At 44.9% G+C, this 16092-nt stretch carries 16 protein-coding genes and 1 pseudogene; 7 read left to right on the top strand and 10 right to left on the bottom strand.

The annotated features are described in order from the left end of the window. Nucleotides 1-73 precede the first annotated feature (73 nt). From ENN47_06370 to ENN47_06380, 3 genes are read left to right on the top strand one after another with little or no spacing between them, the layout of a single operon-like run. A complete protein-coding gene (locus ENN47_06370) occupies nt 74-1666 on the top strand; it encodes an ABC transporter ATP-binding protein (protein HDP77796.1) in 1593 nt (530 codons plus the stop codon). Continuing rightward, a complete protein-coding gene (locus tag ENN47_06375; GenBank protein ID HDP77797.1) occupies nt 1663-2718 on the top strand; it encodes an ABC transporter permease in 1056 nt (351 codons plus the stop codon). Before ENN47_06370 ends, ENN47_06375 begins: the two co-directional genes overlap by 4 nt. After that, complete coding sequence (locus ENN47_06380; GenBank protein ID HDP77798.1) at nt 2715-3674, top strand: ABC transporter permease; 960 nt, start codon at nt 2715-2717, stop codon at nt 3672-3674. The genes ENN47_06375 and ENN47_06380 overlap by 4 nt, the downstream gene beginning before the upstream one ends. A gap of 33 nt (nt 3675-3707) precedes the next feature. Here ENN47_06380 and ENN47_06385 read toward each other — a convergent pair whose 3' ends face one another. The 8 genes from ENN47_06385 to ENN47_06420 are packed head-to-tail and all read right to left on the bottom strand — an operon-like array spanning nt 3708 to nt 11122. After that, nucleotides 3708-5156, bottom strand: a complete 1449-nt coding sequence (locus tag ENN47_06385) for a glutamate--tRNA ligase (GenBank protein ID HDP77799.1) — start codon at nt 5154-5156, stop codon at nt 3708-3710. Continuing rightward, entirely contained in the window at nt 5149-5685 is a 537-nt protein-coding gene (locus ENN47_06390; protein HDP77800.1) for an NUDIX hydrolase, read from the bottom strand. Before ENN47_06390 ends, ENN47_06385 begins: the two co-directional genes overlap by 8 nt. 1 nt (nt 5686) lies before the next feature. Continuing rightward, nucleotides 5687-6079 (bottom strand): cytidine deaminase, encoded by a 393-nt coding sequence (locus ENN47_06395; protein HDP77801.1) that lies wholly within the window; start codon nt 6077-6079, stop codon nt 5687-5689. Next, nucleotides 6033-7400 carry an HlyC/CorC family transporter gene (locus ENN47_06400; protein ID HDP77802.1) on the bottom strand — a complete coding sequence of 456 codons (1368 nt, stop codon included), beginning with the start codon at nt 7398-7400 and terminating at the stop codon, nt 6033-6035. Before ENN47_06400 ends, ENN47_06395 begins: the two co-directional genes overlap by 47 nt. Before the next feature lie 20 nt (nt 7401-7420). Further along, the gene (locus ENN47_06405; GenBank protein HDP77803.1) at nt 7421-7888 is read right to left on the bottom strand and encodes a 23S rRNA (pseudouridine(1915)-N(3))-methyltransferase RlmH; all 468 of its coding nucleotides are present in this window, start codon (nt 7886-7888) and stop codon (nt 7421-7423) included. Then, nucleotides 7885-9102 carry an imidazolonepropionase gene (locus ENN47_06410; protein HDP77804.1) on the bottom strand — a complete coding sequence of 406 codons (1218 nt, stop codon included), beginning with the start codon at nt 9100-9102 and terminating at the stop codon, nt 7885-7887. The genes ENN47_06405 and ENN47_06410 overlap by 4 nt, the downstream gene beginning before the upstream one ends. Then, complete coding sequence (gene ftcD / locus ENN47_06415; protein ID HDP77805.1) at nt 9099-10013, bottom strand: glutamate formimidoyltransferase; 915 nt, start codon at nt 10011-10013, stop codon at nt 9099-9101. The genes ENN47_06410 and ftcD overlap by 4 nt, the downstream gene beginning before the upstream one ends. A gap of 20 nt (nt 10014-10033) precedes the next feature. Beyond that, entirely contained in the window at nt 10034-11122 is a 1089-nt protein-coding gene (locus ENN47_06420; GenBank protein HDP77806.1) for a rod shape-determining protein RodA, read from the bottom strand. A gap of 228 nt (nt 11123-11350) precedes the next feature. Between ENN47_06420 and panB the strand changes: the two genes are divergently transcribed. Both panB and ENN47_06430 read left to right on the top strand, forming a co-directional pair. After that, nucleotides 11351-12151 carry a 3-methyl-2-oxobutanoate hydroxymethyltransferase gene (panB, locus tag ENN47_06425; protein HDP77807.1) on the top strand — a complete coding sequence of 267 codons (801 nt, stop codon included), beginning with the start codon at nt 11351-11353 and terminating at the stop codon, nt 12149-12151. Between the two features lie 45 nt (nt 12152-12196). Further along, complete coding sequence (locus ENN47_06430; protein ID HDP77808.1) at nt 12197-12925, top strand: biotin--[acetyl-CoA-carboxylase] ligase; 729 nt, start codon at nt 12197-12199, stop codon at nt 12923-12925. On the opposite strand, the gene ENN47_06435 is transcribed toward ENN47_06430, so the two are convergent. Both ENN47_06435 and ENN47_06440 read right to left on the bottom strand, forming a co-directional pair. Beyond that, nucleotides 12915-13139, bottom strand: a complete 225-nt coding sequence (locus ENN47_06435) for an RNA-binding S4 domain-containing protein (GenBank protein HDP77809.1) — start codon at nt 13137-13139, stop codon at nt 12915-12917. The two genes, ENN47_06430 and ENN47_06435, sit on opposite strands and share 11 nt — an antisense overlap. Nucleotides 13140-13248: 109 nt before the next feature. Then, nucleotides 13249-14583, bottom strand: a complete 1335-nt coding sequence (locus tag ENN47_06440; GenBank protein HDP77810.1) for a hypothetical protein — start codon at nt 14581-14583, stop codon at nt 13249-13251. A gap of 243 nt (nt 14584-14826) precedes the next feature. Between ENN47_06440 and ENN47_06445 the strand changes: the two genes are divergently transcribed. Continuing rightward, nucleotides 14827-15963 carry an ABC transporter permease gene (locus ENN47_06445; protein HDP77811.1) on the top strand — a complete coding sequence of 379 codons (1137 nt, stop codon included), beginning with the start codon at nt 14827-14829 and terminating at the stop codon, nt 15961-15963. 63 nt (nt 15964-16026) lie between these two features. Next, nucleotides 16027-16092: pseudogene (locus ENN47_06450) on the top strand (ribosome maturation factor RimP).

Consider the following 16092-nt stretch of genomic DNA (forward strand, 5'->3'; position numbering starts at 1 on the left):
AATCGTGTGATATCAAAGATCGGGAGAGCAAACTCTCCCGATCTTTCGTATCATGTACGATGGAGGTGAGCGTGTGAAAGAAAACAACGTTAAAAACCTCGATCTCTCCGGCATCGCAGTTGCAATGAAGGGAATCGTAAAGACATTTCCTTCCGTTGTTGCCAATGATCATGTTGATTTCCAAGTCAAACAGGGCGAAATACATGCACTAGTTGGCGAGAACGGTGCAGGAAAATCGACTCTTATGAATCAGTTGTATGGACTGTATACTCCTGACGAAGGGGAGATTTTTATAAATGGCAAGAGGACCGTAATCAACGGGCCCAAAGATGCTATTGATATGGGCATTGGTATGGTTCATCAGCATTTCATGCTTGTGGACAATCAGACTGTAACTGAAAACGTCGTCCTCGGTTCGGAACCGAAGCGGGGCCCTGCAAAGCTCTTCATGGATACTGGAAAATCACGAAAAATCGTCAAAGAATTATCGATAAAGTTTGGGTTGGCCGTTGACGTTGATTCCTATATCGAAGACATTCCGGTTGGAATGCAACAAAGGGTTGAAATTCTGAAAATTCTTTACAGGGGCGCCGAGATACTGATTTTCGATGAACCGACAGCCGTTCTTACTCCGCAGGAGACTGAAGAGCTTTTCAAGATCCTCCGCGTACTTAAAGAGAATGGCAAGACTATCATTTTCATTACTCACAAACTTAACGAAGTGATGGCCATAACCGACAGAGTAACGGTAATGAGACTTGGTAAAGTTACCGGTCAAGTAAACACGAAAGACACCAACCCGAGACAACTTGCCACAATGATGGTCGGAAGGGAAGTCCTTCTACGCGTGGAAAAGGAAGAGAAGCAGGCCGGCGAGACTGTACTAGAGGTAAAAGACCTCCATGTCAAAGACAACAGAAATCTATTTACTGTTAATGGAGTCTCTTTTTCGGTTCGTCAGGGCGAAATCGTGGGAATAGCAGGTGTGGCAGGCAATGGTCAAACAGAGCTCGTTGAGGCAATAACTGGTTTACGGAAGGTTGAAAAAGGCAATGTCTTTCTAAACGGCAAGGATCTAACCAATCAAACCGCGCTGGAGATTAGGGAGACAGGTTTAACTCATATTCCGGAGAACAGAATCAGGCGAGGCATGGTAACTCAGTACCCCGTGTTTTATAATCTTATCCTTGGCAAACAAGACGAAGAACCGTTTTCGCAGGAGGGGTTTATAAACCTGAAAGCTGTTAAGGACTTCGCCAGGGAAGTTGTGGATATATTTGATGTCAGGCCAAAGAATATCAACATGCTTGCTGGAAACCTCTCAGGCGGAAACCAGCAAAAAGTGGTAGTGGGGCGTGAACTTAGTATCGTACCGATTGAACCGAAAGTTGTGGTAGTCTCTCAGCCGACAAGAGGACTAGATATTGGGGCCATTGAGTTCATACACACAACTTTGATCTCAATGCGTGACAAGGGTATTGCAATGCTTCTGATTTCAATGGAGCTGGACGAGATATTTTCCCTTTCTGATAGAGTACTCGTCTTCTATGAGGGCGAAATAATGGGGGAAGTAACTCCAGATGAAGTCGATCGAGAAGAAATCGGACTGATGATGGCCGGTCACAAGAAGGCCGAAGTCGTCAGGGAACGGAGTGATGTAGAATGAATACAAGCAAAATTTATGCATTGCTAGTACCTGTTGTCTCCGTTTTGATAGCTCTCCTTATCGCCTCCATCATTATCATAATGATCGGAAAGAATCCGATAACAGCCTACTCCATAATGCTTGAAGGTGCATTTGGTAGTCAGGAAGCAGTCGCAGATACAATAATGAAGATGACACCTCTAATTCTTACCGGTCTTGCAGTGGGGTTCGGTTTCAGGGCCGGAGTCTTCAACATAGGCGCAGAGGGCCAAATGACAATGGGAGCGCTAATTGGCGCCATAGTGGCTATGAACATTGGTGGAATACCTTCGATAATCGCTATTCCTCTTTCTATACTTGTTGGAATGCTAGCCGGTGCCTTTTGGGCATCCATAGCCGGCTTTCTTAAGGCATTCACTGGGGCGCACGAGGTTATCTCGACAATAATGCTCAACTGGATTGCTGCAAACATAGCTTCGTTCATGGTAAGTGGGCCTCTTGCGGTGGGTTCGGGTACTCCCAAGAGCCCAGAAATTGCGGAAGCTTCCAAGCTTCCGGTAATACTGAAGGTACAAGCCACGGAACTCAGTATTGGAATTTTTATTGCCATTGCCGTAGCAATAATAATGTACATCTTGATAGAGAAGACCACAACAGGATACAAGCTAAAGGCCGTTGGGTTTAACCCTCATGCAGCAGAGTACGGTGGAATTAGCATAAGAAAGAGTATAATTCTAACCATGGCGATCAGTGGTGCTCTTGCCGGAATGGCAGGAATAGTTGATCTTATTGGGGTCCCGCCTCATAGATTTGTCGGCGAACTGACCGGTGGAAGGGGATTCGACGGGATCACGATTGCTCTGATCGGCAGAAACAATCCTATCGGCATAATTTTTGCCGCTCTGCTTATTGCCGCCCTTAGGACCGGATCAAATGCGATGCAAATTAGAGCCCAAATACCAAACGATATTGTTTCAATAATCCAGGGGATAGTAATCTTTCTTGTTGCAGCTGAAAGGATCGTATCCACACTCATATCCTTGAGGCGAAAGAAAGGAGTGACTGCAATATGAGCTGGATCGAAGCGATCTTTGCTATACTTGTCAACCCTTTGTTCTATAAACTCACTCTGCTTTCCGCAACTCCTCTGATTTTCGCCTCTCTCGGAGGTACATACAGCGAAATCACCGGGGTAACTAATATTGCTCTCGAAGGTATCATGCTCATGGGCGCGTTTACCTCTATTGTTTTTACCCTTCTTTCGGGCAATGCGTGGATTGGAGTTCTTATGGCAGTAATTATTGGAACGGGGTTCACTTGGTTCCACGCATGGGCCAGCATACGGTGGTCTGCAAACCAAATTGTCAGCGCCACAGCCCTAGTAATAATTGCTCAGGGGACGACGTCCTTCTTGATGATTCCAATATTCGGAAACGAAGGCCAGACTGATTTCATCGGCAGGGTTGCTTATTTGGAAGCAGGTTGGCTAAAGGAAATCCCTTTCATAGGGGATATTTTCGGTTCTATGAGTCCTTTTACCTATCTTGCGATCATCTCCGTAGTTGCAAGCTGGTTCCTGATGTACAAGACACCTCTAGGTCTTAGAATGAGAGCTGTCGGAGAGAACCCGGAGGCCGCAGATACTCTTGGAATAAACGTATTCAGGATAAGATATTTCGGAGTTCTTATGAGTGGTGTCTTTGCCAGTCTTGCAGGAGCTTTTCTGTCGGTAGGAGAGCTCGGAAGGTTTGTTGAAAACATGATACATGGAAGAGGGTTTATTGCTCTTGCAGCGATGATTCTCGGTAATTGGAATCCAGTGGGCGCGATGTGGGCCGCGATTTTGTTTGGGGCTGCAGAAGCGATGAATCTTCAGCTGCAAAGCAGTTCGATTGTCTCGGTATCTGCTAGTGTCAAGCCGCTTTTCAATATGCTTCCTTTTGTTGTAACGCTTATAGTTGTTGGTGGCTTCATTGGGAAAACAAGATCCCCGGCAGCTTCGGGAACGCCTTACGAAAAGGAATCATGATAAATGAGAAGAGGCCCCGAGGGGCCTCTTCTCTTATGCCATCCTCAGTGCCCTCTGAAGCCGGTTAAGCGTCTTATTTCTTCCGAGAAGGAATATTACATCTACTAGTTCTGGCCCTTCTTCGGCAGATGTGAGGATATACCTTAACGTCATGTAGAAACCCTTTCTGTCAGGTTTCATATCTTTAATGATGGCTCTTATGGTCCCAATTATTTCATCGTTATTCCAGGAATCTAGATATTCTATTCTGTCTTTGAAGGCTTCAAGAGCCCTGTAAACTCCCTTCTCGCTATCATTGGATGGGCTGAATGGAGTCAAATCAGGGTCATCGAAATACAGTTTCATTTTCTCTGGAACTTCAGAAAGTGTCTCAACTCCCTTTCGAACAGAGTCAATGGCTCTTCTTAACCACTTCCTGTTGGCAACAACCTCTTCAGAAGTCATAAGCTTCGATTCCACAATGAAAGGGATTGTCAGATCCGTTATTCTGTCAAGATCGGTCTCGCGAATATAAACCCCATTCATCCACCTTACCTTGGCATCGTCAAAGATCGCTGCGCTTGTATTGACTCTTTCAATAGTGAAGCTATCAACTATCTCCTCATGCCGCAAAATCTCCTTCCCTTCCGGATGTGACCAACCCAATAAAGAGAGGAAATTGAAGAACGCTTCAGGAAGAAATCCTTTTTCTCTGAACTGCTCGACCGATGTGTCACCATGTCTCTTGCTGAGCTTCTTTCCATCAGGTCCGAGGATCATGGAGACATGGGCGAACGACGGTATTGGAGCGCCAAAGGCTTCATACAGAGCCAGCTGCCTCAGTGTGTTTGAAAGATGGTCATCCCCTCTTATCACATGAGAAATCTCCATCGAGATATCGTCGGCAACTACGGCAAAGTTATAGATCGGCTGCCCGTTGGAACGCATTATCACGAAATCACCAATGGCTCCCTCTTTGAAGACGACCTCTCCCTTTATCTTGTCGGGAAGCCGGTACTCCTTACGTGGCATTCTAAAGAAGACGACAGGGTTCAACTCTCTTGATTCAAATTCCGATACTCTACTGGCTGAATTGAAGGACTCCAGCATCGATCGATCGTAGTGCGGAGCTTTACCTTCCGAAAGCAGCTTGTCGTGAAGTCCTTCTATCTCCTCCGGATAAGCGTAAACCTTATAGGCAAGATCTCTTTCAAGGAGGTCTCCTACCATGTCTCTGTAAATATCTCCTCTTTCACTTTGCCTGTACGGTCCAAAAGAACCACCCACGTCTGGTCCCTCGTCCCATGTAATGCCCAACCACAGGAGTGCTTCCATCAGTTGTTCCTCGAACTCCTTCGTGGATCTGGAAATGTCTGTATCTTCAACTCGCAGAACGAGCTTCCCTCCATAGTGCTTTGCGTATAGATAGTTGAAAAGCGCAGTTCTTGCTCCGCCGACATGGAGAAATCCAGTAGGGCTGGGAGCGAATCTCACTCTAATCATTATAATCACTTTCCTTTCCAAGAAAAGCAAGCAGAATACCTGAGATCGTTTTGCTGTCAGTTATCTGCCCGTCGATTATCATTTCGACAGCCTCTTTGGTGTCAATCAGAACCGGTTCCACAAATTCACCCACATCGGGACATGGATCCCGAAATCTTTCAACTTCCGAAGAATAGATGTGAATAATCTCATCGGAAAAACCCGGCGAAGTCTCAATCGTTGCCAGTTTACGCAGATCTTTCGGAATGTATCCCGTCTCCTCCAGCAACTCTCTTCGGGCACATTCTTCAGGACTCTCACCTGCATCAAGTTTTCCTGCAGGAATTTCGAGCATAGTCTTCTGCACCGGGAAACGAAACTGCTTGACAAGTAGCAATTTGCTCCCCGAAACCGCAACAATTGCCACTGCCCCCGGATGCCTTACAACTTCCCGCGATGCCGTGCTTCCGTCCTGCAAGCTCACAGTGTGCTTTTCGAGTTTCAAGACTCTGCCAGAGAAGATTTCTTCCTTCCCAATCGAAAGCTCCATCTTACTTCTCCATCTCGAAATGAAGAGGCAGCAACTCATAGGTGCTTGTTCTGATAATTCTTTCATTTCCAACGAGAATTACTTCGAAGTCGCCGAATTCAACCATAAACTGTCTACATGCGCCGCATGGGGAGGTTGGCTCTTTCCGGTCGCTTACTACTGCAATACTTCTGAATTTCCTGTAGCCTGTTGAAACAGCAGATACTATTGCCGCTCTTTCGGCGCACATGGAGAGTCCGTATGAACCGTTCTCCACATTGGTCCCAACGAAAATCTCTCCCTCCACCGTCAGTAGCGCCGCTCCAACCGGAAACCTCGAGTATGGCGAATATGATCTATCCTTTGCCTCAATAGCCTTCTGTATTAGTGCTTTCTCCTCTGAAGTGTCTTTCATCAACGTCCCTCCTATCTACATTGAGCCTGATCTTCTCCACCTTATTCTTTCCAGCCGCCAGGATTTCAAAAGTGAAACCATTTACGATTATTTTCTCCCCCACTTCAGGAAATCTCTCAAGAACTTCAAGCAGATACCCACCTATCGTCTCAAACTCAGTATTGGGAAATGGTTGTTCCAGTTCTCTCTCTATATCGTTAATCGGAGTCATTCCATCAACAATATACTCGTTTTCTCCTAGTCTCTCTATCATCATCTCTTCCGACTCCTCATCGTACTCATCGAGGATCTCTCCCGTGAGTTCCTCGATAACATCTTCCATGGTTATTATTCCTGCCGTTCCACCATACTCATCAATGACAACCGCGAGATGATTTTTCTTCTCTCGGAATTCTCTCAGCAAGTCATCGACCTTTTTTGTTTCGGGCACGAAATATGGAGATCTCATAATCTCTTCAACATGGATAGACTGAAGAACGTTATTGTCCTTTCTCTCCAGAATGAAATTCAGCAGGTCTTTTGCGTAGCATACGCCAACTATTCTGTCGATATTCTCTCTGTAAATCGGATATCGCGAATAACCTTCCGATTCTACTAGTTCCATCAAATCTATGAGCGGCTGCTCTTCCTCCAGTGCCTCGATCTCTACTCTCGGAGTCATTATCTCTTTTACTGAGATGTCTTTCAATTCCAGAGTTCTCTTCATTATCATTCTCTCTTCCGACTGGAGTACTCCTTCTTCATGACCGGCATCTACAGCAGATCTTATTTCATCCTCAGTAATAAATGGTGCGAAATCGACCTTCTTGCCCCCAACAACCACTATGAAAAAATTCGAGATATGCAATAAAAGCCATAAAAGAGGTTTCAGAACCACAGTGATTACAGTGATTACCGTTATCATTCTTCTAAATAATCTCTCTGAATTCTCACGCGCAAAGATCTTCGGAGTTATCTCTCCAAATACCAGAATGAGAAAAGTCATGACCCCTGTAACAAGAGCCGCCGCAATTCCGGCCGAATTATTGGGAAGAAGTCGAAGTGCAAGTAAAGTCGCGAGTGATGAAGAAAGGATATTTACAACATTGTTCATCACAAGTATCGCCGTAAGAACTGAATTCGGGTTGTCGACGAAGTATTTCACCGACCTGCTGAAGCGCTTTTCTTTGCTTTCCATAAGATCGCGTAGTTTCAATTTGCCCATTGTCATGAGAGCAGTTTCTGTTCCAGAGAAGACACCCGAAAGGTAAAGAAGAAAGCCAAGTAGTACAAAATTCAATAAGAGCGAAACAGGATCCCCGCTACTAGTAGGGTCTTCCACTTCTAATTTGCACCTCCAGATCAATAATGATACGGTCTGTTGTCCAGAATTGTGAATCCCCTGAAGAGCTGCTCCAGCAGTACGAGAACAGCCATTTCATGAGTAAATGTCATCCTTGACAAAGACAACTTCTGCCAGCCTCTCGAAAGAACCTCTTCGCTGAAACCTAACGGCCCTCCGACGAAGAAAGACAGACTACTTACTCCTATATTTTGCCATTTTTCAAGCATTCGTGCAAACTCTTCTGATGAGTACTGATCTCCCCGATTATCGAGAAGGAGAATTGTGTCGTAAGGGCCGGCGATTTTCAAATACCTCTTTCCCTCTTTCTCTTTTACCTTCTCCTTTTCCCTAATGACTTTGCCGCCCAGTGGGAAGCACTCAAGATCTACTCTTGCAAAACTCGTAAGCCATTTTCTGTACTGCTCGATTCCTTCAAGGATGAAATGAGACTTTGGCTTTCCCGTAACGACAACCTTTATATTCATCTTACCCTGTTCCCGTTCTTAATTACTCCTTCTACAAGATCCCTGGAAAAATTGTAAACTATCTCACTATAATCTTCTGCTCTTATTAGCACCATATCTGCATCGTATCCGACCTCAAGCCTGCCCTTCTTATTATCAAGGCATAAAGCCCTTGCACTGTTAGCCGTATATGCATTTATAGCCTCTTCAACAGAAAGACCGCAACGAGATACCGCAAGGAAGATAATGAAAAACGGATCGAATATATTGCAGGAACCCGGGTTAAAATCCGATGCTATCGCTACTGTCGCACCGAGATCGATGAGTTTTCTACCTTTTGCAAAAGGCTCATTGAGAAAAAATGAAGTCCCCGGAAGCAGAGTAGCTACTGTCTCGCTTTCTGCCAGAAGTACTAGAGTCTCATCGTCAGCTGAAATCAGATGATCTGCCGAAACAGCTCCCAGTTCAACTGCCAGTCTCCCTCCACCTGATGACGAAAGTTCGTCAGCATGGAGCTTCACTTTGAAGCCCTTCTCTTGTGCCTTCATCAGGTACCGTCTGGACTGATCTTCATCGAAGACCCCTTTCTCACAGAAGATATCGATTGTGTCTGTTAGTTCCACCAGATCATCGAATAATCCTACCATCAAATCCAGGAATTCCTCTGGTGAGCCATACTCATCAGTCACTGCATGTGCTCCCAAGAAAGTTGGAACAACATCGACCGGATGAATCGAATCTAACGCTCTCAAGACCTTCAACTGTTTGAGCTCATTTTCTTTATCCAGACCGTATCCGCTCTTCCCTTCAACAGTCGTAACACCGAGAGAGAGCATGGAATCCAGAAAACTCAAGGAGTTGGCAAGGATACTCGTGGCCGAAGCCTTTCTTACCTCTTTGACAGTAGATAAAATACCCCCGCCGGCATTCATGATATCCATATAGCCCTTCCCTGAGAGTCGCATTATGAACTCGCTGCTTCTGCTTCCAACGAACGGGATGTGTGTGTGACAGTCAACGAACCCTGGAATGACAACGAGTTGATTGCCATCTATGTATTGATCGGCCTCTACGTAATCCTGGCCAACGTACGATATCTTCCCTCCCTCAATTGCGATGTTCACATCGCGCTTTATCTCGAGAGAAGACATCTCTTTGCCCCGGAGAGGACCGTCCTTTGGAGGAGACGCGACCTGTCGAATATTCAGAATAGCGAGCTCGGCAGTCACTTTCATTTATCCCGGTCTGAGATGAAGTCTAGCACCCTTTTCTCAAGAATCGTGGAACCTGAGAACTTTTCCAGTCTTAAGTAGTGCTCGGCAACTTCGACAAGCGCTTGTAGGGGAGTAAGACCAACGATTTCCGAGCCAACAATCGGAACACCGTATCTCTCTGCTTCCGATTTTATTACTTCAAATACCCTGAAAAGAGGCGTCTTTCTGTAGTTCGTCATGTTCATCGAAATCTGAACGATGTCTCTGTCCTCCAACCTGAATCCAAGAGCTTTCACGTAGCGAAATCCTCCACTTATGTGCCTTATAGATCTTGATATTCTGTCTGCAATCTCGATCTTATCAGTCCCCAAATTCACGTTGAAAGCAATCAAATACTCTCTGCAACCTATAGCGACCACTCCCGCAGACGGATGAATCTCTGAAGGGCCGAAGTCAGGTTTCCACTGCTCACTTTCAATCTTCGAAGCGAAATTCTCAAACTCTCCTTTTCTGATGTTTGAAAGACTTACCCTTTCAGGTGCAGTTGCTGAATCCTCGTACAGGTAGACGGGAATCTTGAGTTCCTCCCCAATTCTCTTACCAAGTCTGTTTGAAAGTGTGATACATTCTTCTTTCGTCGTATTCATAACTGGGACGAGTGGAATGACATCCGTTGCACCCATTCTTGGATGTTCACCGGAGTGGTTTCTCAAATCGATCAATTCCTCCGCCTTCTGGGTCATCTTAAACAACGTAGTCTCCACTGCTTCAGGTTCTCCAGTTATCGTAATTACAGAACGATTGTGATCTGGATCGCTTGAATAGTCAAGAACCCAAACGTTCTCCACTTTCCTGGCTTCCTCAACAATCTGCTCAACAATGTCTAATCTTCTTCCTTCACTAAAATTTGGCACTGATTCTATGAGTCTCATTCATACCCCCTCACAATCTACTACTCTCCACGTTCTTTGTCATATTCAACTTCTTTTACTGAGTAACTATGGACTATTCCTAACTGAAGAGCAAATATCATCGACGATGATCCGCCGTAACTAACGAAAGGTAACGGGATTCCAGTAACTGGCAGGAGTCCCAGATTCATTCCGACATTCTCAACCACATGAAAGGCAAAAACAGCGAATATTCCGCTAAGAACTATTCTACCAAACTCGCTCCCTGTTTTTCTTGTGATCGACCAAATCCTCCATAGCAGAAGCAAATACATTGTAAGCAACGAAACGGCTCCTATGAAGCCCCACTCTTCTCCCAGAACCGAGAAGATGAAGTCGGTGTGATCTGCTGGAACGTATCCGAGCCTGTTCATAGTTCCTTGAAGCATTCCGGTGCCCTCCAGACCGCCGGATCCAATTGCCCTGATTGCCTGTATCGTATTGTAAGCTGCGCCGGAGGCATATTCCTCGGGGTGAAGGAAACTCAGGAGTCTGTCTCGCTGGTAAGGTTTTAGACCGAACATGAAGACTACCGGCGCCAATAAAGCGATTAGCGCAGTAATTGCAATCATTAGCTTATCGTATTTCTTGCTGACTAGAGTCATGAAATACCAGATGATCATCACGATAATTGTCGTTCCCAGGTCGGGTTCCAGATAAATCAGACCAACGAAGGCGCCAGTAATCAGTACGCCCAGGAAGAAAAGGCCATACTTGCGCTTGACTTCGCTGGAATATATATATCCAAGGAATATTATCAGGGAGAATTTCGCGAGCTCAGATGGCTGAAAGCTGGCAACGCCAAGATCTATCCATCTTCGAGAACCTTCAACCGGACCCAAGTAAAGAACCGCGCCCAATGTCACAACAGATAGAAACAGTAACAGAAAGGAAATGCTCTTCCAAAAACCTCTCTTGACGACGTAAGCAGTAAAAACGAAAACCGCGCACGAAAGCAGGACCCAAACTAGTTGCCTGCCGAACAGGTACTCTTCTCTATCACCAAAAGTGGCACTATACAGCACGATCAGGCCAAATATCATAAGAGAAACCATGATTCCCGGAAGCAAGAACTCAACTCTGCGCTTCATATACACTCCTCTCAGTTCAATATGATTATATAACTTCTTAATCACCTTACGCATTACAGCCTGCATCAGGCTATCCCAGAAGAAATGTCGTCTTTGACCAGGCTTTGTCTTGAAGGCCGACAAAAATGTATAATCGAACCGGAGAGGTCTCCATAATCAAAGATAGTCAAAAGAGGAAGAAAATGAACCCGGAGACACGGACGAATCTGAAGGAGAAGTGAGGTTATTATGAATGTGAGAGAGATTCTTGAATCAAAGGATCAAAGGAAGCTTTCCATGGTTTCCGCATACAGTTACTTTGAAGCGAAATTCGCCGAAGAGGCGGGGGTAGACATAATATTGGTTGGAGATTCTCTTGGAACTCTTGTTATGGGGAAGAGGGATACCCTATCAGTTACGATGGACGAGATGATCTGGTCTCTCAAATCCGTTCGCCGAGGTTCAAAGAAGGGATTCATTGTTGCAGATATGCCCTTCGGCTCCTATCAGTGTTCTACAGAAAAAGCCGTTGAGAACGTCATGACTTTTCTTAGGCATGGAGCCAACGCAGTAAAGATCGAGGGAGGGTTCGAAACAGCCGATCTAATAAAGTATCTTGTAGACAGAGGATTCCCCATAATGGGGCACATTGGCATAACTCCTCAGCACGCCAGTTTGGTTGGGGAGTACCACGTTCAGGGACGAGACGAAAAGAGTATAAAAAGATTGATCGAGTCCGTAAACGATCTTGAAGAAGCCGGAGTCTTTGCAATACTTCTCGAAATGGTGGTAGAGGATGTGGCGAAGAGGCTAACGGAGGATTCTTCTGTTCCTACCATAGGTCTTGGTTCAGGGCGATACTGTGACGGACAGTTTTTGAGATGGCATGACCTTTTGGGAATAAACGATGAGTCGAGGCCTAGATACGTCAAGAGATTTGCAGACCTCAAATCGGAGATCATTGAGGCCCTCTCAAATTTCAATGAAGAGGTTAAGTCAGGTGCCTTCCCCGACGAAAGGAATGCCTTTGAGGGCGCCGAAGAGATTTGATGCTCCCTGACATTTCTGAACCGTCTGGAGAGGTAGGATCCTAATATGATGGCAGGAGAAAATGTTATTTCTTTCTCTGAGATAGACTCCACGAATCGATTCGCTGTTGACAACCTGGACAGACTTCCTTCCGGTACAGTAGTCTGGTCTTTGTCGCAGACGAAGGGTTATGGGAGGCACAAACGAGTTTGGCACTCCAGCAGAGGCGGGCTGTGGATCTCAATAGTCTTCAAACCAACACTGATTAGAGAACCAAATGAATATACTAAACTTGCTTCCGTCGCAATTGTTGAAACTCTTCTGCAGCTTGACTTCAAATCTGTGAGGATTAAGTGGCCAAACGATGTTCTGATAAACAGCAGAAAAGTTGCCGGGATTCTTACTGAGGCAGTTTTTACAGGCAGGTCGCTTAGTGCCATAGTGGTAGGTGTAGGTATCAACGTAAACAATGAATTGCCTGACGAAATCAAGCAAACCGCCCTCAGTTTGAGTGCCGTGAAGGGTAATCATATTTCGCTTGAATCACTTCTAGATAGGCTTCTTAAGAGAATGGAATTCCTCAGAAAGACCTACCTGATAAGAGGAAAAAGCAGATACCTCACCAGACGCTGGAAGAAATACCTCGCTTTTCGAGAGAATGATGAAATAACTGTATCCCTGCGCGAAGATGACAGAGTCACTGGTATAATTAAGAGGATAACTCCTTCATCATTGCTGATCGAACAAGAGAACGGAACGGTCCTCGAAATAAAGTCGGGGGAGGTTATCCTCTAATCTCCTGAACAACCTCCGACCGGAAATCCTCCGTAACCTTCACAATGAGTGTTCTGTTTGAAAACCTTATAGAGACGATGTCGTTGGGTTTCACTTCCGAACCTGGCTTTGCCGGAGTATTGTTTCTTGATACATAACCCTTTTCAATCGCTCTTTTTGCCACTACTCTTCGTTTGATTATCCCATTTACTTTCAAGTATTTGTCTATACGCAAGATAAATCTCCTATGAGTATACACTTGACTAACTAACTCAAAATAGGTATAATTATGTCATCGAGATGTTCTTGCCCCCGCCACTCCGCTAGGTGCAGGGGCACTTTTTTTACATAATCACTATAAGGGTTCTTACTCCACCCGTCTCTTCAAGATACTGGCTGTTAAGGAGAACTCCGCTCTCAATTTCGAGACCCATGAGACCTGTCAAGATGTATCCGGAATCGACAAACAACCTGGCGAATCCCTCGACTCCTGTGAAATCCAGAAGCATTTTGTACGTAGCTAATTCGGAGATTATTACTCCATTATTAAGCGCTTCATCAGTTTCAGTCTGACTCTTTGATGAAACGAAAAGCCATCCATTTTGGATCCATATATACTGACCTTCCACTAATAGGCCGTCGTTGGAAACAGACACTCTTAGGTTCGGTTCCGCCTCCTCTATCATGGACTTGACTTTATCTAATGTGCCATTGTAGGAGGCTCTCACAACGTAGGTGTAGCCTACTGAGTCTGTACTTTCAGTTGTCGTTCCACCCGCACCCATTAGACCTGCAAAGATATCATCTACCGAAATGTTGGCATCGATCATAATTTCCCCGTTCATATCTTCGGACAACTCACTAATGCTTAGATTACCTATTTTTACCGTCTCCAAATCCAAAGGTATCAATCCCATTTGCTCAACATCTAGATCAGAAAGAAATGAGAAGCTATTAATTTTTACAGATCCAGAAGCAAGAGGAAGATGGCGGCCAACTTCAAGCTCCGAGACTGAGGCTCCGCTAAGAATCTCCGAGAACTTCTCCCTGCTTTCTTCCGATTGTGGTATAGAAAGAACCTCTGCTATTATGACTTCTTCGTCATTCCATATAGAACCTTTCTGAACACTATCTCCCGTTGCAGAATAGAAATAACCAAAGCCGGGAGAGAGGTCTGCTACGACCAAAGCGAGCTCGAATCCCTTCTCAGCAAGCGAATAGGACTCAAGATCACCTATATAGAGGTACTCTTGATCAACAGCAATATTCAAATCAAAATCTGAGGGCAGCAGCTGTGGAAGAATCTTTTCAATGGCAGACTTCAGTGTTTTTGGATTGTCAATAGGGCCGAAGACAGCTACCAGACGATCATAACCCTCTGAGTCGGCCCATACAGCCAACCCAAAATCCCTGTCAAAAGCCTTGTATATATCCTTGGGATCGAGACCGTTGTTGTAAGCTAGCATTTCGACGTACTGAGCTATTAGCTGCTCTATAGCAAGCTGGTTGAGAACCATATCCATGAGAACGGTTTGCTTTGTCACGCTGTAGTTCTCTTTGAGATTCTCAACGACGAGAATACTGTGAGACTTGGCGGGGAGTCTATCTGCCACAGAATAAACGCTGGCAAGCGTCAAAGACCCGATAATTAGTAAAACGAATACTGTAAACCTCTTCATGTATGCACCTCCAAGATAACATTCCAGATTTTGACGAAAAAAGGGGCAGATCAGTTCTCATTGAGATTCTACCACTTGACGCAAAGCAGATGAATCCTGCGATCTTTTCGCGAAATCTGCTTAATAACTTCAGCAAAGAAGATTCACAGGTTTTGTGTTATTTTGAGAGAGTATAATAGTTGCGAAAAGAAAAGCCGGGGATTTTTATTGAGCGTCAGAATTAATTGAAATGAGGGACGTCACTTGAGGTTTTTCAAACTGGTGCAAAACGATCTTCTTCTAATTTTTAAATCAAGAACCTTCCTTCTAGTACTGGTTCTGCTGCCGGTGCTACTGGCGTCAATATCCGCTATAACTTCTGACACTGGAGGTTATTCTGATCTGAGAATTGGCATTATTAATGAAGATAAGACTTTCATAGGGCTATTCTTCATTCAGTATGCCAGCTCAATGCTTAAGGGAGAGAATATCATCCAGTTGTCTGGCAGGGAGCAGATCGATTCAGTAATAAACACCCTTGATGGTGTCTTCATAATACCTAGGGGATTTGCGAACAAACTTCTCTTCCAGGAACCATCTGAGCTGATTTTTATCCCAAATCCAGGCTCTATGCAGACTACAGTTGCGCTCTATCAAGTATTGAGTAATGTCTTGAGGGAATTCAAGGCCCTCCCCGTTGTAGCGGACCCCGAATTCATGAAGACAGTAGATATCGATCCAAATTATGTGGCTCCTTCGCTTACAGTAGAGGGGATTTCTGAATCGAAGCTCAGCTTCTCTTCTCTTCTCTTCCCAATAGTGCTGGTTACAACGCTAATGTTTATGACATCAGTAGGCGCTTCAACAGGTGTCTTTGAAGATAGAAGAAACGGTGTAATAGACATTCTGAGACTTTCAAATGTCGGCTCATTGAAGTATATAGGAGCTAAAGTAGTAAGCTTTATGTTATTTTCGACGGCACAGGTCCTGATATTCATGGTTGCCGGGAAGTTCTTTGGGTTGGAAATAGCATCCAACTTTTTGCTCTACTTAGCAGTGATAGAGGTTTATATCTTCTTGTTCACATCTATAGGTTTGCTTATAGGTACTGTTCTCAATTCTTCGAGGAGCGCACAGCTGACTTCCATATCAATAGTCACGACGTTACTGGTTCTGAGCGGAATTCTAATTCCCCATTCGATGTTTCCTGACTGGCTTGAATCTTTCAGTAGAAACCTGCCGACAACATCCCTTCTGGTTCTCCTCCAGGGAATTTCAATGCTTGATTTCGGCCTGTCCCAGGCGGTTGTCCCTTCTTTAGTGAATCTATCAATTGCGGCAGTGATAACGATAGGTGCTGGCCTTATGACCCTGAGAGAGGATATCTCACTGGCAGACTAGATCCCAATATCGCGATATTGACTGACGTGGTCAAAAGAGTTATAATTGTGTTAGTTTAAAACTCCCAAAGGGAGAGGGCTTTCTTGCCCTCTATTTTTTATTATGGTGGTGTTGTTTGTGGAGGACCTG

Origin of the sequence: Mesotoga infera (genome assembly GCA_011045915.1) — a bacterium.
In the GTDB taxonomy this organism is placed as follows: Bacteria; Thermotogota; Thermotogae; order Petrotogales; family Kosmotogaceae; genus Mesotoga; species Mesotoga infera_D.

Bases quoted from the DNA above. Each gene is read 5' to 3' on its own strand.
- ENN47_06375 (HDP77797.1), top strand. From the start codon at position 1,663: ATGAATACAAGCAAAATTTATGCATTGCTAGTACCTGTTGTCTCCGTT.
- ENN47_06380 (HDP77798.1), top strand. From the start codon at position 2,715: ATGAGCTGGATCGAAGCGATCTTTGCTATACTTGTCAACCCTTTGTTC.
- ENN47_06385 (HDP77799.1), bottom strand. From the start codon at position 5,156: ATGATTAGAGTGAGATTCGCTCCCAGCCCTACTGGATTTCTCCATGTC.
- ENN47_06390 (HDP77800.1), bottom strand. From the start codon at position 5,685: ATGGAGCTTTCGATTGGGAAGGAAGAAATCTTCTCTGGCAGAGTCTTG.
- ENN47_06395 (HDP77801.1), bottom strand. From the start codon at position 6,079: ATGAAAGACACTTCAGAGGAGAAAGCACTAATACAGAAGGCTATTGAG.
- ENN47_06405 (HDP77803.1), bottom strand. From the start codon at position 7,888: ATGAATATAAAGGTTGTCGTTACGGGAAAGCCAAAGTCTCATTTCATC.
- ENN47_06410 (HDP77804.1), bottom strand. From the start codon at position 9,102: ATGAAAGTGACTGCCGAGCTCGCTATTCTGAATATTCGACAGGTCGCG.
- ftcD (HDP77805.1), bottom strand. From the start codon at position 10,013: ATGAGACTCATAGAATCAGTGCCAAATTTTAGTGAAGGAAGAAGATTA.
- ENN47_06420 (HDP77806.1), bottom strand. From the start codon at position 11,122: ATGAAGCGCAGAGTTGAGTTCTTGCTTCCGGGAATCATGGTTTCTCTT.
- panB (HDP77807.1), top strand. From the start codon at position 11,351: ATGAATGTGAGAGAGATTCTTGAATCAAAGGATCAAAGGAAGCTTTCC.
- ENN47_06430 (HDP77808.1), top strand. From the start codon at position 12,197: ATGATGGCAGGAGAAAATGTTATTTCTTTCTCTGAGATAGACTCCACG.
- ENN47_06440 (HDP77810.1), bottom strand. From the start codon at position 14,583: ATGAAGAGGTTTACAGTATTCGTTTTACTAATTATCGGGTCTTTGACG.